A 20,002-nucleotide genomic window follows, 5' to 3' on the forward strand; every position below is an offset into this window, starting at 1 on the left:
CCGGCGAGGACGCCCGAGCCAGTCGTCGATCTTCACGTACAGTGCGGTCAGAAGGGTGTTGAGGTCTGTCGTCACAAACAGATCTTCAACACCCTTCGTCTATGCCCACACCCCGGGGTCGTTAGGACTTACTCGTCTAGGGGTGGTCCCGGGGGACTATTTCGGTGGCTGTCCCGGATTCGGCTGGGGTGTGTGCGGCGACAGGCTCAGAGGCATGCCTGTTACCCGGAGTACCGGCCTGCTGGCCCTGGGCGGGATCGCCCTGGCGGCGCTGCTCACAGTGATCGGCCACCTCGAAGTCAACGACGACCTCAACCCGTGGGCGTTGACCATCAGCGACTTCGCGGTCTCCGACCGCGGCGGCGTCATCGACATCGCCATGGTGGTGCTCGCGCTCGCCACCGTGGCGTTGCTGTACGGACTGCGCCGCGCCAGCCCACCCCGACCGCGCTCCGGTCGAACGGCAGAGCTGCTGCTCGGCGCGTGGGTGGGTGGGCTGCTGCTGGCCGCCGTGGTGCCGACGAACGAGCCGGGCACCGCCATGACCACCGCCGCCTACCTGCACCGGTACGCGTCGGTGATCGCCTTCCTGGCGCTGCCGGTGGCCGGTTGGTTGCTCGCCCGCCGACCCGACCTGACGCCCGCCGCCCGGACGCTACGCACCCTGGTCCTGTTGAGCCTGGCCCTGGCGGCGGCGATGATCTGGTCCGCCTACCCCGGCGACCGGATGCTCATCGGCCTGGCCGAACGCCTCCTGATCCTCGCCGAGGTGGCGGTCCTGGTGACGGTGGCGACGAGCCTGACCCGGCCCGCACGCCGGTCGGGTCACTCCAGCTCGTGCAGCATGAGCTGACGGGCCGCCTCGGTGATGGAGCCGGACAGGCTCGGGTAGATGGTGATGGTCTGGGCCAGCTCGTTGACCGTGAGGTTGTTCTCCACCGCCATGGTGATGGGCAGGATCAGCTCGCTGGCCTTCGGCGCGACCACCACACCGCCGATCACCTGACCGCTGGCCGGACGGCAGAACAGCTTCACGAAACCGTCGGAGAGGTCGTCCATCTTGGCCCGGGCGTTGCCGGACAACGGCAGCATCACCTGCCGGGCCGGCACCTTGCCCGCGTCGACCTCGTCCTGCGAGACACCCACGGTGGCCAGCTCCGGGTCGGTGAAGACGTTCGCCGCGACGGTACGAAGCCGCAGCGGGCGGACCGCCTCACCGAGCGCGTGCCACATGGCGATCCGGCCCTGCATGGCGGCGACACTGGCCAGCAGCAGCACGCCCGTGCAGTCGCCGGCGGCGTAGATGCCGGGCACGTTGGTCCGGGAGGCCCGGTCGACTGTCACGTAGCCGCCCCGGCCCAGCTCCACCCCGTACTCGGTCAGACCCAGGTTGGCGGTGTTCGGGATCGAACCGACGGTGATCAGCGCGTGTGAGCCGGTCACCTTGCGGCCGTCGGAGAGCTCCACCTCGACGCCGTCGGCGGTACGCCGGACCGCGTCGGCCCGGGAGTTGTTGAGGATCTCCATGCCCCGGTTGCGGAACACCCGCTCGATGGCGGAGGCGGCGTCGGCGTCCTCGTGCGGCATCACCCGGTCCCGGCTGGAGACCAGGGTCACCTCGACCCCCATCGCCAGGTACGCGCTGGCGAACTCCGCGCCGGTCACGCCGGACCCGACCACGATCAGGTGCTCGGGCAGCTCCGGCAGGTCGTACACCTGTCGCCAGGTCAGGATGCGCTCACCGTCCGGTACGGCGGTGGGCAGCTGACGGGGCGTCGAGCCGGTGGCCACCAGCACGGTGGACGCGTCGATCGAGTATTCCTCCGCGCCGTCGGCGGGGGTGACGACGACCCGGTGGGTGTGCCCGAGGGAGTCCTCGCCGAGCCGGGCGGTGCCGGCCACGAAGGTGACTCCCGCCTTCAGCAGCTTGGCGTGGATGTCCGCGGACTGCGCCAGGGCCAGTCGCTTGACCCGCCCGTGCACCGCGCGCGCGTCGACGGTGACCGCCTCCAGGCCGTCCGAGTGCACCCCGAACTCCTCGGTGTCGCGGTAGCCGGTGACCACCCCCGAGCTGGCGATGAACGTCTTCGACGGTACGCAGTCGGAGAGCACGCAGGCACCGCCCGCACCGTCGGCCTCCACCACTGTGACATCGGCGTCCAGCTGGGCGGCGACCAGTGCCGCCTCGTACCCGGCCGGCCCCCCACCGATGATCACGATCCGGCTCACAGCGTTCGCCCTTCGTTGATGCTCACAGTGACTTTCTTCTCCCGAGCGCATTCGACACGCACTGTCGTATTCTCCCCCACCCGTCGGCCGGGCTATCGTCATCGCCGTGCGTCATCACGCCGCCTACGGCTCAAATCTCGATCCCGCCCGGATGCGCGCCTACTGTCCGCATTCGCCGATGGTCGGCACCGGCTGGCTGGAGGGCTGGCGGCTGACCTTCGCCGGGGCGGACGTGATCGGCTGGGAGGGCGCGGTGAGCACCCTCGTCGAGTCTCCCGGCGACCGGGTCTTCGTGGCGCTCTACGACATCCACCCCTACGACGCGGGCCAACTCGACGAGATCGAGGGGGTGACCGCCGGCACGTACCGCAAGCTGCACGTCCGGGTCTCCGCCCTCGACGGCGACGTGACCGCCTGGATCTACGTCTTCAACGGGTACGAGGGTGGCCTGCCGACCTCCTGGTACCTGTCGGAGATCGCGAACGCCGCCGAGAAGGCGGGCGCCCCGGACGACTACGTCACCGAGCTGCGGGCCCGCCCCACCGGCACCGCCTCGGCGTAGCAGCGCGTATCGCACGCCCCCAGTGTGCTACCGCTGTCGACCGGAGCGCCGGTCGGGCCGGACCGGGGTCGTCAATCACACACCGGTCGCCGGCACGGAAAGTTCGTACATGTCGGTCCACTGCGTCTCCCGCAGGCCCACCGACCGGTACAGCGACAGCGGGGCGGTCGGGTTGGTGAGGTCGACGCCAGGCCGACCGCGCGCCGCCCCTTCTCGGCGTAGCGGGCGAAGGCGCGGCGCAGCAACGCCGCACCCACACCCCGACGACGGTACGCGGACCGCACCGACAGACTCTTCACCCAACCCGACTGCTGGTCGAGCGCCTGGTCCGAGGACTGCAACGCGCCGACCGGCACCCCGTCCACCTCGGCGACGAACCACTCGTCCCAGGCGGTCAGGTCGCCGATCCGGGCCCGCCACCGCTCGTACGACAGCGGCTCGTGGTCCGGAGTGTCGCCGAAGGCGTCCTCGTAGATCCGGTGGAACTCCACCAGATCGGTCTCGTCGTCCGGACGGACCGGCCGCACCGTCACGGCCGGCGGCCCGGTCGGCTCGTCGGGCAGGTCGTCCAGCGGCCGGCTCATCCGGACGTACCGCTTGACGAGGGCGAACCCGAGCCCGCGCAGGGCGTGTTCCCAGTCACGTTCCGGCGCGAAGACCGCGCAGCGGACGGTGAGTGACGGCAGCCCCCGCTCGGCAGCGCGCTCGGCGACGCGGTCCAGTTGGCGCAGCAGCAACGGCGCGCGGACGGCGGCGGCCCGTACCGGATCGACGTAGACCTCCACGAACTCCCGGCCCACCCCGGTCGGGTTGTCCACCGTCGCCCAGCCGACAACGGTGTCGTCGGGGTCGATGGCCAGCCAGGAGTCCCGGGTCGGGTCGAAGTGGGCGGCGGTCAGCGACGCCGCGACGTCCTCGGCGTCGAAGTCGGGATGACCGATGGCGAAGGTGTCGGCGGCGTGCACCACCGCGAGGATCGCCGACACGTCGTCGAGGGTGGGTCGGCGCGTCGTCCAACCAGCGGGAAGGGTCACGGCAGGACATCCTGGCAGCCGATCCGCTCCGGCGCCGCCCATTTTTCCGGCCGACGGGAGGCTCAGCCGAGGTCGACCCGGGTGCGGTGCAGCAACTCCACCAACTCCGCGCCGTCGGCGGGCCCGAGGGCCGTGAACGCCGGCGCGGCCAGTCGGTTGGTCACCGCCTCCGCCCAGAGCCGGCGGCGCACCAACGGCCCGATCGGCGGGTACGGCGGCGGCCAGCCACAGGCCACGGCCCCGGCCTCGCCCTCCGGCCCGGACAGCACGGCCTCCAGCGGGGTCATCCCGGCCGCGCGTACCGCCAGCAGGTAGGCGCCGGTGAAGTGTTCCCGGAGCAGCCGCAGCCCGGCGGCGCTGCGAGCCCCGGGTGAGAGATCCGGAAGCGGCATGGCCCGCCACGCGGCGAAGAGCGGCATCCCACTGGCCTCCGCCGCCACCACCGCCCGCTCGACGAGCGCCGACAGGCGCTCGGTGCCGGGCAGCGGCCCGAGCTGCTGCGCCCCCCACCGGCAGCATTCGGCGAGGCTCGCGGCGGCCACCTCGAACGGCGGAACGACCCGGGCGGCGGCGTCCCAACCGTCGGCGACCGCGTCCGGGGCGATGAACCCGAGGGCGGCGGCGGCCGTCTCGGCCCGCACACCGCCGAGCGCGCCGGCCCGGCCGCTGATGTAGAAGGCCCAGCCGGAGATGCCGAGCAGTCGGGCCCGGCGCAACGTCGTCGGATCCCGACTGAAGGCGTCGCCCAGGTCGAGCACGACAGGCTTACTGGCGGCCGCGACCTGCTCCGGAGTCACCGCGCCGCCCCGCTCGGGCAACCCGGCCCGGCGACCACGACCACGCCCCGACCCGGGGCCACTCGCCGTGTACGGCGCGCACACTCGTCGTCGTCCATCGATGCTCAGTCTGCCGCGCCACCGCCCGCGTCCGCATCCCCCTCTTCGGCCGCCAGTGCCTCGACCGCCGCCTCGACCTCACCGGCGCGCCGCCGGGCCACGGTGACTGCCCGCTCGGCGGCACGCCGCGCGAGCCTGGCCCGGCTGAGGTCCTGCTCGGCGACCGCGCGCCGCCGCTCCAGCTCGGCCAACTCGGCCTCAAGGCGATCGAGTACGGCCACACCGTCGCGCTCCTGCCCGGTCGCCTCGGTCAGCTCGGTCTCCGCCCGCTCCTGGTCGGCCTGGGCCTTCGCCAACTCCCGGTCCAGGGCGCGGCGCTGCCGGGCCCGCTCGGCTCGGGCCGCCCGCTGTGCGGCCCGTTCGGCCTGCTCGGCACGCTCGGCCGCCCGGTCCGTACGGGGTGCCGCCTCGGGACGGCCGCGTTGGGGGCCGGGTCGGCGGGTCGGGCGTTCCTCCTCGTGCTCCTCGTCATCGTCGGTGACCAGCCGCAGTTGAGGCCGGGGCACCTCACCGAAGCCGGCGTAGCTGGCCGCCCGCAACAGGCGCCCCGCCCGCACCTGCTCGGCGACCTCGACGTCGGAGAACGCCGCGTTCAGCGTCGCCTCCACCTTGGCCAGGGGCAGCCGGCTCGCTGGTGGCGCGTCCGGCTCGGCAGCGGCGAGCTTGCGAACCTCGGCGACCAGGGCACCGACCACCGCCCGGCGTTGCGCTGACAGCTCCCGCAGTCGGGGCCCCCGCAACTCACGTTGGGCGACTCGCAGGGCGTCGGCGAGCTGCACCAGATCGGCGACCAGCTCCGGGCGTTCGATGGCAAGCAGGTTCACCAACCAGGCGGCCACCGTCGGGCGACGCAGCCGGGCCAGTTGCCGGGCGGTGGTCGGGTCGCCGGCCCGGCGGGCCTCGGCCACAGCGGCGTCCCGGGCGGCCACGAACCGGTCCGGTGGGGTGCGGTAGAGCTGCTGCACCAGCTCCGCGGAGAGGCCGGGCATCGGGTCAGACGTCCACCCGGCTACCCGGCTCCAGTCGCTGGTACTCGGTGCCGGACAGCGCTGTGTACTGCCGGTCGAGCACACCCAACCCGTTGTCGTTGAGCAACGCGTCGTGCAGGGCGTACGCGCGCCGCGGCGCGACCGCGCGGATGAAGTCGACCACCTCGGAGAACTTCGACCAGGGGGCGTGGATCGGCGCGAAGAGCGTGTCGACGGGGGTCTCGTCGGGCACGACCAGAGAGTCGCCCGGGTGGTAGACCACGTCGTTGATCAGGTAACCGAGGTTGTCGACCACCGGGATGTCGGGGTGGATCACAGCGTGCCGCCCCCCGTACGCGCGCACGGCGACCCCGGCGGCGGTGAACGACTCACCGGCGCTGACCGGGCGCAGCACGTCGGCCGCGTCGCCCAGGGCCTCGCCGAGCGAGGCGGGCCCGTGGATCGGGAACGGCTGTCGGTCGAGTTGGAGGCGTACCGCTGCCAGATCGAGGTGGTCGGGGTGTTCGTGGGTGATCAGCACCGCGTCCGCACCGTCCAGCGCCGCCGCTGCGTCGCTGAACACCCCGGGATCGACGACGAGCACTCCCCCGTCATGTTCCATCCGAAGGCAGGAGTGGGCGTACTTGGTGAGCCGCATCGTGACTCCTCGATTATCGAATCGTGACGTCCTCAGCGCAGTCTGCCGGAACCAGCCGGCGTGCGCGTCGCGTCCGAGCTATCGCCACACCGGTTGACGACGATGGGAGCGGGGATGGACGGACAGGTGGGACGACGACGCAGTGCGCTGCTGGCGGCGACGACACTGGCGGCGGCCCTGGCGCTGACGGGGTGCGGTGCCGGCGACAGCGGGGCGCAGGACAGCGCGGGCACGGCGGCCAAGGCGCCAGCCGCCAACGGCGGTGAGGTGAACCGGGACGCCGCCGCGGGCGCACCGGAGGGGGCCGGTGCGGGCGCACCCGACCTACGGGTCGACCAGCGGGCGATCATCTACACCGGAAAGATGCGGGTGCAGGTGGACGATGTGGACTCTGCCGCCCGCGAGGCCACCGCGGTGGCCGGTCGGGCCGGCGGCTTCGTCGGGGGCGACCAGCGGCACAGCGCCGACGCCGACGCGGTGGCGGAGTTGGAGTTGCGGGTGCCGGCGGCGAAATTCACCGGCGTGGTGGAGGAGATCGCGAAGCTCGGTCGGCAGCAGAGCCGGGAGATCAACACTCAGGACGTCACCGAGGAGACGGTCGACCTGGAGGCCCGGATCACCAGTCAGCGGGCCCGGGTGGAGAGCGCCCGCCGGTTGCTGTCCCGGGCCACCTCGATCACCGACCTGGTGTCGCTGGAGAACGAGTTGGGTCGACGGGAGGCCGACCTGGCCTCGCTGGAAGCCAAGAAGCGACGCCTGGCCGACCTGACCGCCCTCTCCACGATCACCGTGTCGCTGGCCGGGCCGGCGGCGAAGGACGCCGACGAGAAGGCCGAGACCGGTTTCCTGGTCGGGCTCAGGGGCGGCTGGAAGGCGTTCGTCGTCTCGATGACCGTCCTGCTCACGGTGCTGGGCGCACTGCTGCCGTGGCTGGTGGCACTGGGCGTACCGCTGGTGGCGCTGCTGGTGGTGCTGCGCCGGCGGCGCAAGCCCTCGGCTCCGGTCGCGCCGGTCAGCGCGCCGCCGCCAGTGCCCGCAACGCGGTCTGCACCATGACGCGGACGCCGACCGCGATGGACCGCTCGTCCACGTCGAAGCTCGCCCGGTGCAGGTCGACGTTGGGGCCGCTGCGACCCACTCCGAGCCGGGCGAGGGCGCCGGGGACGTACTCCAGGTACCAGGAGAAGTCCTCGCCGCCCATGCTCTGCGGTGTCTCGGCGATCCCGTCCGGACCCAGGGCTGCGGCGGTGGCGGCGGTCAGCACCTGGATGGCGCGGGCGTCGTTGCACACCGGCGGTCGGCCGCGCAGGTATTCCAGGTCGACGGTGGCACCGGTCGGCGCGATCACGTCCCGCACCACCTGAGCGACGATCTTGGGAGCCTTCTCCCAGGTGTCGCGGTCCATCACCCGGAGGGTGCCGGACGCGCTCGCCTCCGACGGGATGACGTTGTAGCGGGTGCCGGCCGAGGCGTGGCCGAAGACCAGCAGCAGGCCGCTGTTGGCCGGCACCCGACGACTGACCAGGGCCGGAACCTCGGTGATCAGCCGACCGAGCGCGTCGACCATGTCGACGGTCAGGTGCGGGCGGGCGGTGTGCCCGCCCGGGCCGGAGAGTCGGACGGTCACGTTGTCGGCGGCCGCGGTGATCGGGCCGACCCGCAGGCCGACCTGGCCCACCGGCAGGTTCGGGTCGCAGTGCAGCGCGAAGATCTGCACCACGTCGTCCAGACCGCCGGCCTCGATGACCTCCAGCGAACCGCAGGGCAGGATCTCCTCGGCCGGCTGGAAGATGAGCCGGACCCGACCGTCCAGCTCACCGAGGTCGGCAAGCTGGGCCAGCAGCATGCCGACGCCGAGCAGGACCGAGGTGTGCACGTCGTGCCCGCAGGCGTGGCAGACGCCCTCCACGGTCGACCGGTACGGAACGTCCTTGGGGTCGTCCAGCGGCAGCGCGTCGATGTCGGCGCGCAGCGCCACGACCGGGCCGTCCGGCCTGCCGTTGACGTCGCAGATCACGCCGTTGCCCTTGGGTAGCAGGCGCGGGCTCAGCCCGGCCAGCGACAGCTCCCGGGCGATCAGCGCGGCCGTCTCGAACTCGTTGCCGGAAAGCTCAGGGTGCGAGTGGAGGTGACGGCGCGTAGCGATCAGCCCCGGTACCCGGAGCGCGAGAAGGTGGTCCAGCTCGCGGGGCAGAGGCTCGGATCCCGGTGGCGTCTCCGGCCAGGACGACGCCAGCTGGCCACTCGTGGGCAGCGTCAACGCACTCGTCACGTCGAATTCTCGATCACTAGGAATGGATGGATCATCGGGGACAGCAGACAGCCTAGACCTCCGACGGTGACGCTGCGCAACCTCGTTACGGTAATGATCGGACCGCGCAGAGTCACGTATGCCCTGATGAGGCCGCTCGTCAAGGTGGGGGACCGCAGGTAGATCACGGTCGAATGCCGTCATCAGCCCCTCACCTCCTACAACGCGTAACCGATCGGGGTGGTCCCGAATCCCGGTCGACAGTCGGAGACCCGTTGCCAAATTGTCGCATTAGTCGGGGTGATGAACTGACACTCCGACAATAAGCCGACCACACAGCGCAACGAGCCGGATAAGGACGCTCACACGCACCCACCCACCGTGGGCGCACAGGGTGTGCGTCCCGGCTCAACCGACCGGATACCCGCTGAGGGCGCCGGACACACCGCAGCCCGAGGCCGCAGTCGCGGCGCGCCCCGAGGCCGCAGTCGCGGCTGGACGCTCAGAAGCGGTCGGTGGGGCGGTACAACCCCCACACCTCACGCAACGTCCCGCAGACCTCACCCACTGTCGCCCGGGCCCGCAGTGCCTCCTTCATCGGGTACAACACGTTCTCCGTACCCTCGGCGGCGGCCCGAAGATCGGCGAGAGCCCGTGCCACCGCGTCGGCGTCACGCTCGGAGCGCAACCGGGCCAGCCGGTCGGCCTGGGCCGCCTCGATCGTCGGGTCGACCCGCAGCGGCTCGTACGGCTCCTCCTCGTCCACCGTGAAGCGGTTGAGCCCGACCACCACCCGCTCCCCCGAGTCGATCTCCTGGGCGATCCGGTACGCGGACTGCTCGATCTCCCGCTTCTGGAACCCGGCCTCGATCGCGTCCACCGCCGAGCCGTGGTCGGCCACCCGCTCCATCAACTCGACGGCGGCAGCCTCGATCTCGGCGGTCATCGCCTCCACCACGTACGACCCGGCGAACGGGTCGACGGTGGAGGTCAGGTCCGTCTCGTAGGCCAGCACCTGCTGGGTACGCAGCGCGAGCCGGGCCGCCTTCTCGGTGGGCAGCGCGATCGCCTCGTCGAAGCTGTTGGTGTGCAGCGACTGGGTGCCACCGAGCACGGCGCCCAGACCCTGCACCGCCACCCGAACCAGGTTCACCTCCGGCTGCTGGGCGGTGAGCTGCACGCCCGCGGTCTGGGTGTGGAACCGCAGCATCATCGACTTCGGATCCTTGGCGCCGAAGTCGTCACGCATCAGCCGAGCCCAGATCCGCCTGGCGGCGCGGAACTTCGCCACCTCCTCCAGCAGCGTGGTGCGGGCCACGAAGAAGAACGACAGCCGGGGAGCGAAGTCGTCGACGGCGAGCCCGGCGGCCAGCGCCGCCCGCACGTACTCCACCCCGTTGGCCAGCGTGAACGCGATCTCCTGCGCGGGCGTCGCGCCGGCCTCCGCCATGTGGTAGCCCGAGATGGAGATGGTGTTCCACTTCGGCACCTCGCTGCGGCAGTACGCGAACGTGTCGGCCACCAGGCGCAGCGACGGCTTCGGCGGGAAGATGTACGTCCCCCGGGCGATGTACTCCTTGAGGATGTCGTTCTGGATGGTGCCGTTGAGCGCCGTGCCCGGCACCCCGTTCTCCTCGGCGACGAGCTGGTAGAGCAGCAGCAGCACCGAACCGGGCGCGTTGATGGTCATCGAGGTGGACACCTTGTCCAGTGGAATGTCGGCGAAGAGCAGCCGCATGTCCTCGATGGAGTCGATCGCGACACCCACCTTGCCGACCTCGCCGTGCGCGATCGGCTCGTCCGAGTCGTAGCCCATCTGGGTCGGCAGGTCGAACGCGACCGAGAGGCCCATCGTGCCGGCCCGCAACAACTGGTGGTACCGCGCGTTGGACTCGGTGGCGGTGCCGAAGCCGGCGTACTGGCGCATCGTCCACGGGCGGGAGGTGTACATGGTGGGGTAGACACCCCGGGTGTACGGAAACTCGCCCGGGCTGCCGAGCCGGGAGTCCAGGTCCTCCGGAAGGTCGGCCTCCGTGTAGACGCCGTTGATCGGAAAACCGGACTCACTTGACCGCCGTTGGTTCATCCCCGGATGGTAGGACGCCTGGCCACGTCGTCGGGTGAGGGATACCGCACAGTGCGTCCCGACCGGTCGACACCAGGTGAACGACAGGGCACGTTCTGTCGACTTCGACAAACGTCCGCCGCGTCGGCTTTCGCATCCGGCGTCGGAACCAGCAAGATAGGGGGGTTGTGTCCCAGCCCCCCTCGATTTCCCCCGGTGGCTTTTCTGTGACTCAGATCCCGACGTGGAGCGGCGGACCAGTCAGTCCCGCCAACGGACGAGCGGCGCCCGGCACCACCATTGGTGACCGGTACTCGCTGCGGTCCTCGGTGGGCAACGGCGGCATGGGCACGGTGTGGCGCGCCACAGACACCCTGCTGCGCCGTGACGTGGCGGTGAAGGAGGTCGTCCTGCCCCCGGGGCTGGCCCCCAGCGACCGCGACGCGATGTACGAACGCACCCTGCGCGAGGCCCGCGCCGCCGCCGCCATCCAGCACCCCGCCGTGGTGCAGGTGTACGACGTGGTCACCGAGGCGGGCCGGCCGTGGATCGTGATGGAGCTGCTGGACGCCCGCAGCCTCGCCGACATGGTGATCGAGGACGGGCCGGTCGCGCCCCGGGCCGTCGCTAAGATCGGCATTGCGCTGCTCGGCGCGTTGGAGGTCGCGCACGCGATCGGCGTCCTGCACCGCGACGTCAAACCCGCCAACGTGCTGATCTGCACCGACGGGCGCTGCGTGCTGACCGACTTCGGGGTCGCCCGGATGCCCACCGACGTGCAGCTCACCACCCCGGGCATGGTGCTCGGCTCGCCGCACTTCATCTCGCCCGAGCGGGCCATGGGCCAGGAGTTCGGGCCGCCGAGTGACCTCTTCTCGCTGGGTGTGACGCTCTACACCGCTGTCGAGGGGCGCCCCCCGTTCGACAAGGGCGACCCGATCGAGACCATGCACGCCGTGGTGGAGGACCCGCCCGCCCCACCGCAGCGCAGCGGCCCGCTGACCCGGGTGCTGATGGGTCTGCTCGAGAAGGACCCGGCACGCCGACTCGACGTGCACACCTCCCGGGCCATGCTTCGCGAACTGCTCGCCGGCCCGCTGGGCAGCACCGCGACGGCCGTGCACTCGGTCACCGACCCGTACGCCGTGGTGCCGGTGCAGCAGCGCCCCATCCCCGTCCTCCCGCCGCCCCAGCCGGAGCCGAAGCCGGACAGCCAGATCGGTGGCAAGGCGATGCTGGCCCCGGGCGAGTCCCTGACCGACCGGCTGGCGTCGCTGCGCCGGGGCGAGCGCCCGCAGGCGGCAGCTCGCCCGGCCGGCACCACCGGGGGTCTCGACGAGACCAGCGCCGACGCGTTGGCCGGCCCGCTGCACACGCCGACCGGCGCGATGCCGACGACGGGCCGACCGGCCGCCGGGCGCACCTACGGCGGCAACGCGGACGCCACCCAGCGGGTGGACGCCGGCGGGCACCCCGACGCCACACAGCGGGTCAGCTACGGCAGCCCCGCCGATGCCACCCAGCAGGTCGGGTACGGCGGCGCAGCACCGGAGGCCACCCAGCGCGTCGGCGGCACCTACGGCGGCGGCAACCAGTGGTCGGTGCCGGGCACCGGCCAACCCTGGGCGACCACGCCCGCCGCTTCGGGCGGCAGCGCGCTGGACAAGGCCCGGGCCACCGGTGGTCAGCTCGTCACCACGGTCAAGGGCTGGCCGCGCAAGGTGCAGCTCGCCGCGGCCGGCGGCCTGGTCCTCGTGCTGCTGCTCACCGCGGTGGCGCTCTCCGGCGGCGACGACGCCCCGCCGAGCACACCGGCCGCGCAGCCCACCACGTCCGCCCCGGCGGCCCCCACTGTCGAAATGCAGGAGCACACGGCCCGCGGAATCCAGGTCATGGTGCCGAAGGGCTGGAAGAAGGCCACCGGCGGCTCGTACACCGACTACATCGACCCGGCCGACAGCGGCCGCAAGGTCCGCATCATCACCGAGAAGTGGACCAGCAGCTCCGTCCGGTGGGCCGAGACGGCCGAGAACGGCCTCAAGACCCGGAGCACGTCCTGCGTCAAGCCGTACAACCAGATCTCCTCCACCGAGACCGAACTGGCCAGCAAGCCGGCAGCCGAATTCGAGTACACCTGCGGCGCGGGTGACGCGATGCGGCACGGTGTCTGGCGGGGCGTCGCGCAGGACGGCAAGGCGTACTCGTTCTACCTCACCGCCACGGACGCCAAGTTCGCGGAGAGCAAGGCGATCTTCGACGAGATGGCACGGACCTTCCAGCTCACCGGGAACGGCTGAGCCGGAGGGAACCCACAGGGGTGATCCGTCGCCGTGCTATCAAGAGGCATGGCGGCGGACAGCACTGACATCGACGACATTCGTGAGCAAGCCCGGCGTTGGCTGGCCGACGACCCCGACCCGGCCAGCCGGGACGAGCTGACGGCGGTGATCGACGGTCTCCCGGCGAGCGGCCCGGAGCTGGCCGACCGGTTCGCCGGCCCGCTGACCTTCGGCACGGCGGGCCTGCGCGGCCCGCTACGCGCCGGCCCGAACGGGATGAACCTCGCCGTGGTCACCCAGGCCGCTGCCGGCCTGGTCACCTGGCTCGCGGCCCAGGGGGGCACCGGCCCGCTGGTGATCGGGTACGACGCCCGGCACGGCTCCCGGCAGTTCGCCGAGCGCACGGCCCAGGTGGCGACCGGTGCTGGCCGCCCGGCGCTGGTGCTGCCCCGCCCGCTGCCCACCCCGGTTCTGGCGTACGCCGTGCGGCACCTCGGCGGTGTCGCCGGCGTGATGGTCACGGCCAGCCACAACCCGCCGCAGGACAACGGCTACAAGGTCTACCTCGGCGCCGAGCTGGGCGGCGAGTTGGGCGCCGGCGCGCAGATCGTGCCACCCGCCGACGCCGGTATCGAGGCCGCCATCCGATCGGTCGGGCCGCTGGCCCAGGTGCCGTTGGGCGAGCCCGGTCAGGTGCTCGGCGACGACCTGGTCGCCTCGTACGTCGAACGGGCCACCGCGGTGATCGACCCGGACGGGCCACGGGACCTGACCGTGGCGTACACCCCGCTGCACGGGGTGGGCGCGGCGGTGCTCACCGCCGCGTTCGCCAGCGCTGGTTTCCCGACCCCCGGGGTGGTGCCCGACCAGGCCGAGCCGGACCCGGCGTTCCCCACCGTGTCGTTCCCCAACCCGGAGGAGCCGGGTGCGGTGGACCGGCTGATCGCCCTGGCCGACTCCACCGGGGCGGACCTCGCCATCGCCAACGACCCGGACGCCGACCGTTGCGCGGTGGTCGTCCGGGACCGCGACGGCTGGCGGATGCTGCGGGGCGACGAGGTGGGCGTCCTGCTCGCCGATCACCTGATGCGCCGGGGGGTGACCGGGCTCTACGCCACCACCATCGTGTCGTCGTCACTGCTGCGGGCGATGTGCGCGGCGCGGGGCCTGCCCTACGACGAGACGCTGACCGGCTTCAAGTGGATCGTGCGGGCCGGCGGAGGAAGCGCGCCGCTGGTCTTCGGCTACGAGGAGGCGCTCGGCTACTGCGTCGCCCCGGAACACGTGCGGGACAAGGACGGCATCACCGCCGCGCTGACAGTGGCCGAGTTGGCCGCCGGCCTGAAGACGCAGGGTCGCACGCTGACCGACCGGCTGGACGAGCTGGCTGCCGAGTTCGGCGTACACCACACGGACCAGCTCTCCGCCCGGGTGGACGACCTGCGGGTCATCACCGACGCGATGGCCCGGATCCGGGCGGCCACCCCGGCCACCCTGCTCGGGCAGCCGGTGGACAGCGTCCGGGACCTGCTGCCCGAGTCGGACGTGGTGATCCTGCGGACCGCGGTGGCCCGGGTGGTGATCCGCCCGTCCGGGACCGAGCCGAAGCTCAAGGCGTACCTCGAGGTGGTGGAGCCGGTCACGGATGGTGACGTCCCGGCGGCCCGCAGCCGGGCGGCGCAGGCGGTCGTCGCGCTGCGGGCCGAGATCGGCGCCGCTCTCGGCATCTGACGCCGCAGGACCCATCCACCCGGCACGTTCCCTTTGCTCTGCACCCGCGGATGCGCCATGTGCCATCGGGGGGCCGGCATGCGGCCGACGCCAAGCGCCGGCCGCTCGTGGTGCATCTTCGGGTGCAGAGCAAAGGACGGCAGGGGCGTGCCGGGTCCGACCGTCAGGCGCGTTTGCCGAGGGCCTGGTCGACGGCCTTGGCCAGGGCCGCGACGACCAGGCCGACCGACGGGCGGACCACCGAGTCGTCGGTGCTCACCTCGCCAGAGAACCCGGCGCCGGTGGCTATCTCCGTCAGCCGGCGGCGGGCGTCGGCGGCGGCCTCGCCGCTCACCCCGAGCGCGGACTCCATCCGGAGCACCACCACCAGGGTGGCCAGCGCGGCGGTCCGCTCGTCCGGGGCTGCCGCGCCGGTCAGCGCCTCGGCCAGCCGCTGCCGGGTCTCCGCCTCGACGGAGGTGTCCACGACCGGGTAACGGTGCACGTGGATGAAACCCAGCTCGGTCTCGTCGACGTCCCGGACGACGCCCTGCCGGCACAGGTCGGCGAGGATGCGGTCGCGCAGGCCGTGCCGCAGACGCTGCACCCAGGACGCCGGGCTGTGCGGGGTGTCGGCGGCGATCCGGCCGAGGACGTCGTCGCTGAACGGCTCGCCGGTCGGCGTCGGGTCGATCACCGCCAGGGACCCGTCGGCGTACGCGATCCGGCCGGTCAGGGCCAGCTCGACCAGCACCGCGGCGGCCATGCCCAGGTCCAGGCTGATCCGTGGCATCGTCGCCTTGCCGGTCGTGTCGTCGTAGGCGAGGAGCAGCAACTCCTCGGCGAGCGCAACACCAGTCATGGCCGGAGACGGTAGCGGGTCCGCGCACCCCGTGCACGGACCCCGCCGGACCCGGCACCGACCGGGTCTCCCGTCAGAAGCGGGGCATGCCACCGAACTGGCGGTCGCCGGCGTCGCCGAGGCCGGGAACGATGAACATGTGGTCGTTGAGCCCCTCGTCGATCGAGGCCGTGACCAGGCGCAACGGCAGGCCGGAGCGCTCCAGCCGGTCGATGCCGACCGGGGCGGCGAGCACACAGAGCACTGTGATGTCAGTGCAGCCGCGGTCGGCCAGCAACTGGCAGCAGTGCTCCAGCGAACCACCGGTGGCCAGCATCGGGTCGAGCACCAGCACCGGCAGCCCGGCCAGGTCGCGTGGCAGCGACTCCATGTACGCGCGGGGCTCGTAGGTCGCCTCGTCGCGGGCCAGGCCCACGAAACCCATCGAGGACTCGGGCAGCAGACCCAGCGCGGCGTCCGCCATGCCCAGCCCGGCGCGCAGCACCGGGACCAGCAGCGGCGGGTTGGCCAGTCGGGTGCCCTCGGTGCCGGTGACCGGCGTCTGCACCGGGTACCGCTCGACGGGGAAGGAACGCGCCGCCTCGTACACCAGCATGGTGGTCAGTTCGTGCAGCGCCGCCCGGAACGTCGAGGAATCGGTGCGCGCGTCCCGCATGGCGGTCAACCTTGACTGGGCCAGCGGGTGGTCAATGACGTGTACGTCCACGATCGCTCAACCTACCGGTCCGTACCGCGCGACGGTGCGGGTGCGGTCGGACCAGGGACGCCGCTCACGTCGGAACGTCACCGAGCGGTCGTGAGCAAGATCACTCGGCGGTCTCGTGCGTAGACTTCTCGGCATGACGGCGACAACGACGTCGGCCCGGTCGGAGCTCTCCGAGCTGGGACGATCCGAGACCGCTCTGCGGACCTTCCTGCACGGCTTGCCCGGCGTGGACCAGGTCGGCGCGGAGCAGCGGGCGGCACAGCTCGGCACCCGCTCCATCAAGACCACCGCCAAGGCCCAGGCGATCGACCTGGCGATCCGGATGGTCGACCTCACCACCCTGGAGGGGGCGGACACCCCGGGCAAGGTGCGCGCGCTCGCCGCGAAGGCCCTGCGTCCGGACCCGGCCGACCCATCCTGCCCGCACGTCGGCGCGGTCTGCGTCTACCCGGCGATGGTCCCCCACGTGGCCGAGGTGCTGCGCGGCTCTGGTGTGCACCTGGCCAGCGTGGCGACCGCGTTCCCCTCGGGTCAGGCGCCGTTGGAGATCAAGCTGGCCGACACCCGGGCCGCCGTCGCGGCCGGCGCCGACGAGATCGACATGGTGATCAACCGAGGTGCGTTCCTGGCCGGGCGGTACAAGGAGGTCTACGACGAGATCGTGGCCACCAAGGAAGCCTCCGGGGACGCCCATCTCAAGGTGATCCTGGAAACCGGCGAGCTGGCCACCTACGACAACGTCCGGCGGGCCTCCTGGCTGGCCATGCTGGCCGGCGGCGACTTCATCAAGACCTCCACCGGCAAGGTCCCGATCGCGGCGACGATGCCGGTGAGCCTGGTGATGCTGGAAGCGGTGCGCGACTTCCGCGAAGCTACCGGGCGGCAGGTGGGCGTGAAGCCCGCCGGTGGCATCAAGACCACCAAGGACGCGATCAAGTACCTGGTGATGGTCAACGAGACCGTCGGCCCGGACTGGCTCGACCCGGACTGGTTCCGCTTCGGCGCGTCCAGCCTGCTCAACGACCTGCTGATGCAGCGCACCAAGCTGACGACCGGCGTCTACTCCGGTCCCGACTACTTCACCCTGGACTGATAGCCGATGTTCGAATACGCCCCCGCCCCCGAGTCCCGCTCGGTGGTGGACCTCAAACCCTCGTACGGGCTGTTCATCGACGGCACGTTCGTCGACCCGACCGACGGTGGCAGCTTCAAGTCGATCAACCCCGCCTCCGAGGAGGTGCTGGCCGAGGTCGCCGAGGCCGGCGCCCAGGACGTGGAACGCGCGGTGCGCGCCGCCCGCAGGGCGTACGACAAGGTCTGGGGCCCGATGCCGGGCCGGGACCGGGCGAAGTACCTGTACCGGATCGCCCGGCTCATCCAGGAGCGCTCCCGCGAGCTGGCCGTCCTGGAGTCGCTGGACAACGGCAAGCCGATCCGCGAGTCCCGCGACGTCGACCTGCCGCTGGTCGCCGCGCACTTCTTCTACTACGCGGGCTGGGCCGACAAGCTTCCGCACGCCGGCTTCGGTGCCAACCCGCGCCCCATCGGCGTGGCCGCGCAAGTCATCCCGTGGAACTTCCCGCTGCTCATGCTGGCCTGGAAGATCGCCCCGGCGCTGGCCGCAGGCAACACGGTGGTGCTGAAGCCGGCCGAGACCACCCCACTGACCGCGCTGCTCTTCGCCGAGATCTGCCAGCAGGCCGAGCTGCCGGCCGGTGTGGTCAACATCCTCACCGGCGCTGGCGACACCGGCCGTGCGCTCGTCGAGCACCCCGGCGTGGACAAGGTCGCCTTCACCGGCTCCACCGACGTGGGCCGGGCCATCGCCCGTTCCGTCGCCGGCACCCGCAAGAAGCTCACCCTGGAGCTGGGCGGCAAGGCCGCCAACATCGTCTTCGACGACGCACCCATCGACCAGGCCGTCGAGGGCATCGTCAACGGCATCTTCTTCAACCAGGGGCACGTCTGCTGCGCCGGCTCCCGACTGCTGGTTCAGGAAAACGTGGCCGACCGGGTGCTGGACTCGCTGAAGCGACGGATGGCTCAGCTCCGGGTCGGTGACCCACTGGACAAGAACACCGACGTCGGCGCGATCAACTCGGCCGCCCAGCTGGAGCGGATCCGTGAGCTGTCCGACGCCGGCTCGGCCGAGGGCGCCGAGCGCTGGTCACCGCCGTGCGACCTGCCCGACCGGGGCTTCTGGTTCGCGCCGACCATCTTCACCGGTGTCACCCAGGCCCACCGGATCGCCCGCGAGGAGATCTTCGGCCCGGTGCTGTCGGTGCTGACCTTCCGCACCCCGGCCGAGGCCGTGGAGAAGGCCAACAACACGCCGTACGGGCTGTCGGCCGGGATCTGGACCGACAAGGGCTCCCGGATCCTGTGGATGGCCGACCGGCTGCGCGCCGGCGTGGTCTGGGCCAACACCTTCAACAAGTTCGACCCCACCTCGCCGTTCGGTGGTTACAAGGAGTCGGGCTACGGTCGCGAGGGCGGCCGGCACGGGCTGGAGGGGTACCTCAATGTCTGAGCGGGTCGCGGTACGCAAGACGTACAAGCTCTTCATCGGCGGGAAGTTCCCGCGCAGCGAGTCGGGACGGTCGTATCTCGTGCAGTCCTCGAATGTGTCACTGGCCTCCCGCAAGGACGCCCGGGACGCGGTGGTCGCCGCCCGCGCCGCCGTCAAGGGCTGGGCCGGCGCGACCGCGTACAACCGGGGTCAGATCCTCTACCGGGCCGCCGAGATGCTGGAGGGCCGCCGCGAACAGTTCGTCGCCCTGGGCATCCCCGGCGACGAGGTGGACGCCGCTGTCGACCGCTGGGTCTGGTACGCCGGCTGGGCCGACAAGGTGGCCCAGGTGTACGGCGGCGCCAACCCGGTCGCCGGCCCGTACTTCAACATCTCCGCGCCCGAGCCGACCGGCGTGGTCGCAGTGGTCGCCCCGGAACGCCCGGCGCTGCTCGGCCTGGTCAGCGTGATCGCCCCGGCGATCGTCACCGGCAACACGGTGGTGGTGGCGGCATCCCCGAGCGAACCGCTGGCGGCGGTGACGCTGGCCGAGGTGCTGGCCACCTCCGACCTGCCCGGCGGTGTGGTCAACATCCTCACCGGCGCGATCACCGAAACCGCGCCGACGCTGGCCGCGCACATGGACGTCAACGCGATCGACCTGACCGGGGTCACCGACGCCGCGCTCGCCACCGACCTGGAGGTCAAGGCGGCGGACAACCTCAAGCGGGTGCTCCGGCCAGCCGCGGCCGACCACGACTGGACCGGTGACCCGGGGGTGGCGCCGATGACCGCGCTGCTGGAGACGAAGACGGTGTGGCACCCGAAGGGGGTGTGATCGTCTTCTTTCGGCCTTGTGGTTTCGGGGCGGTTTTCCGGTGGCGGTTTTCCGGTGGCGGTTTTCCGGTGGCGGTTTTCCGGTGGCGGTTTTCCGGTGGGAGCCCGCCCACTCCGGGCGGTCAGGCTTGATCCCTGCGTGGGCGGGCTCCCCCCGGAAAACCTGACGTGGGCCGGGTTCGTCGGGGTGGGTCAGCTCGGGGGTTATGCCTCGGGTCGGGTTGCCGGTCAGCGGGGCGTCGACTGACCTCGCCGCACCGCCCCGCCCGGGTCCGCACCGCACCGCCCGGGTCCGCCCGCAGGGCGCCGCCCGGGTCCCGCCCCGCACCGCCCAGCCCGGGTCCGCCCGGGTCCGCCCCGCACCGCCCGCCCAGGGCTGCCCGGGCCGCCCGGTCCGCTGGCGTGCTGATCCGGGTCCGCTGTTGGCGGCCCGTCA

The 20,002-nt window shown here is 71.9% G+C and carries 17 protein-coding genes; 8 read left to right on the forward strand and 9 right to left on the reverse strand.

Features of this window, described 5'->3' with window-relative positions; translation table 11 throughout:
- Window positions 1-214 precede the first annotated feature (214 nt).
- On the forward strand, window positions 215-853 hold the full coding sequence (locus ACIBEF_RS12855) for a DUF998 domain-containing protein (RefSeq protein ID WP_357206019.1): 639 nt from the start codon (window positions 215-217) through the stop codon (window positions 851-853).
- Here ACIBEF_RS12855 and ACIBEF_RS12860 read toward each other — a convergent pair.
- Complete coding sequence (locus tag ACIBEF_RS12860) at window positions 826-2,229, reverse strand: NAD(P)H-quinone dehydrogenase (protein WP_396793571.1); 1,404 nt, start codon at window positions 2,227-2,229, stop codon at window positions 826-828. The two genes, ACIBEF_RS12855 and ACIBEF_RS12860, sit on opposite strands and share 28 nt — an antisense overlap.
- 106 nt (window positions 2,230-2,335) lie before the next feature.
- Between ACIBEF_RS12860 and ACIBEF_RS12865 the strand changes: the two genes are divergently transcribed.
- Complete coding sequence (locus ACIBEF_RS12865; protein ID WP_396793572.1) at window positions 2,336-2,791, forward strand: gamma-glutamylcyclotransferase; 456 nt, start codon at window positions 2,336-2,338, stop codon at window positions 2,789-2,791.
- A 71-nt stretch (window positions 2,792-2,862) separates the two neighbouring features.
- Here ACIBEF_RS12865 and ACIBEF_RS12870 read toward each other — a convergent pair whose 3' ends face one another.
- From ACIBEF_RS12870 to ACIBEF_RS12885, 4 genes are all read right to left on the reverse strand, one after another.
- On the reverse strand, window positions 2,863-3,825 hold the full coding sequence (locus ACIBEF_RS12870) for a GNAT family N-acetyltransferase (protein WP_396793573.1): 963 nt from the start codon (window positions 3,823-3,825) through the stop codon (window positions 2,863-2,865).
- A gap of 62 nt (window positions 3,826-3,887) precedes the next feature.
- Entirely contained in the window at window positions 3,888-4,622 is a 735-nt protein-coding gene (locus tag ACIBEF_RS12875; RefSeq protein ID WP_357188423.1) for a hypothetical protein, read from the reverse strand.
- A gap of 104 nt (window positions 4,623-4,726) precedes the next feature.
- Window positions 4,727-5,710 carry a hypothetical protein gene (locus ACIBEF_RS12880; protein WP_396793574.1) on the reverse strand — a complete coding sequence of 328 codons (984 nt, stop codon included), beginning with the start codon at window positions 5,708-5,710 and terminating at the stop codon, window positions 4,727-4,729.
- Window positions 5,711-5,714: 4 nt separating this feature from the next.
- Window positions 5,715-6,347 (reverse strand): MBL fold metallo-hydrolase, encoded by a 633-nt coding sequence (locus tag ACIBEF_RS12885; protein WP_396793575.1) that lies wholly within the window; start codon window positions 6,345-6,347, stop codon window positions 5,715-5,717.
- Between the two features lie 93 nt (window positions 6,348-6,440).
- On the opposite strand from ACIBEF_RS12885, the gene ACIBEF_RS12890 reads away from it, so the two are divergent.
- Window positions 6,441-7,403, forward strand: a complete 963-nt coding sequence (locus ACIBEF_RS12890) for a DUF4349 domain-containing protein (RefSeq protein WP_396793576.1) — start codon at window positions 6,441-6,443, stop codon at window positions 7,401-7,403.
- Here the strand turns inward: ACIBEF_RS12890 and ACIBEF_RS12895 are convergent.
- Window positions 7,360-8,619: an amidohydrolase gene (locus tag ACIBEF_RS12895; RefSeq protein ID WP_396793577.1), complete on the reverse strand. Its 1,260-nt coding sequence runs from the start codon at window positions 8,617-8,619 to the stop codon at window positions 7,360-7,362. The genes ACIBEF_RS12890 and ACIBEF_RS12895 overlap by 44 nt on opposite strands.
- Before the next feature lie 481 nt (window positions 8,620-9,100).
- Entirely contained in the window at window positions 9,101-10,684 is a 1,584-nt protein-coding gene (locus ACIBEF_RS12900) for a methylmalonyl-CoA mutase (protein WP_396793578.1), read from the reverse strand.
- A gap of 206 nt (window positions 10,685-10,890) precedes the next feature.
- Here ACIBEF_RS12900 and ACIBEF_RS12905 point away from each other — a divergent pair, with 206 nt between their 5' ends.
- Both ACIBEF_RS12905 and ACIBEF_RS12910 read left to right on the forward strand, forming a co-directional pair.
- Complete coding sequence (locus tag ACIBEF_RS12905; protein ID WP_396793579.1) at window positions 10,891-12,960, forward strand: protein kinase; 2,070 nt, start codon at window positions 10,891-10,893, stop codon at window positions 12,958-12,960.
- Between the two features lie 48 nt (window positions 12,961-13,008).
- Window positions 13,009-14,673: a phospho-sugar mutase gene (locus ACIBEF_RS12910; RefSeq protein WP_396793580.1), complete on the forward strand. Its 1,665-nt coding sequence runs from the start codon at window positions 13,009-13,011 to the stop codon at window positions 14,671-14,673.
- 163 nt (window positions 14,674-14,836) lie between these two features.
- Here ACIBEF_RS12910 and ACIBEF_RS12915 read toward each other — a convergent pair whose 3' ends face one another.
- Together ACIBEF_RS12915 and upp are read right to left on the reverse strand one after the other, a co-directional pair.
- Window positions 14,837-15,514 (reverse strand): GPP34 family phosphoprotein, encoded by a 678-nt coding sequence (locus ACIBEF_RS12915; RefSeq protein WP_355009487.1) that lies wholly within the window; start codon window positions 15,512-15,514, stop codon window positions 14,837-14,839.
- A 73-nt stretch (window positions 15,515-15,587) separates the two neighbouring features.
- Window positions 15,588-16,220, reverse strand: coding sequence for a uracil phosphoribosyltransferase (gene upp, locus ACIBEF_RS12920; RefSeq protein ID WP_355009488.1), 633 nt, complete (start codon window positions 16,218-16,220; stop codon window positions 15,588-15,590).
- A gap of 133 nt (window positions 16,221-16,353) precedes the next feature.
- On the opposite strand from upp, the gene deoC reads away from it, so the two are divergent.
- Genes deoC through ACIBEF_RS12935 form a run of 3 tightly spaced genes read left to right on the forward strand, consistent with a single transcriptional unit; the run spans window position 16,354 to window position 19,567 of the window.
- The gene (gene deoC / locus ACIBEF_RS12925) at window positions 16,354-17,313 is read left to right on the forward strand and encodes a deoxyribose-phosphate aldolase (protein WP_387350992.1); all 960 of its coding nucleotides are present in this window, start codon (window positions 16,354-16,356) and stop codon (window positions 17,311-17,313) included.
- A gap of 6 nt (window positions 17,314-17,319) precedes the next feature.
- Entirely contained in the window at window positions 17,320-18,750 is a 1,431-nt protein-coding gene (locus ACIBEF_RS12930; protein WP_396793581.1) for an aldehyde dehydrogenase family protein, read from the forward strand.
- Complete coding sequence (locus ACIBEF_RS12935) at window positions 18,743-19,567, forward strand: aldehyde dehydrogenase family protein (RefSeq protein ID WP_396793582.1); 825 nt, start codon at window positions 18,743-18,745, stop codon at window positions 19,565-19,567. Before ACIBEF_RS12930 ends, ACIBEF_RS12935 begins: the two co-directional genes overlap by 8 nt.
- Window positions 19,568-20,002: the final 435 nt, after the last annotated feature.

The organism is Micromonospora sp. NPDC050795 (assembly GCF_044456785.1).
GTDB lineage: Bacteria > Actinomycetota > Actinomycetes > Mycobacteriales > Micromonosporaceae > Micromonospora.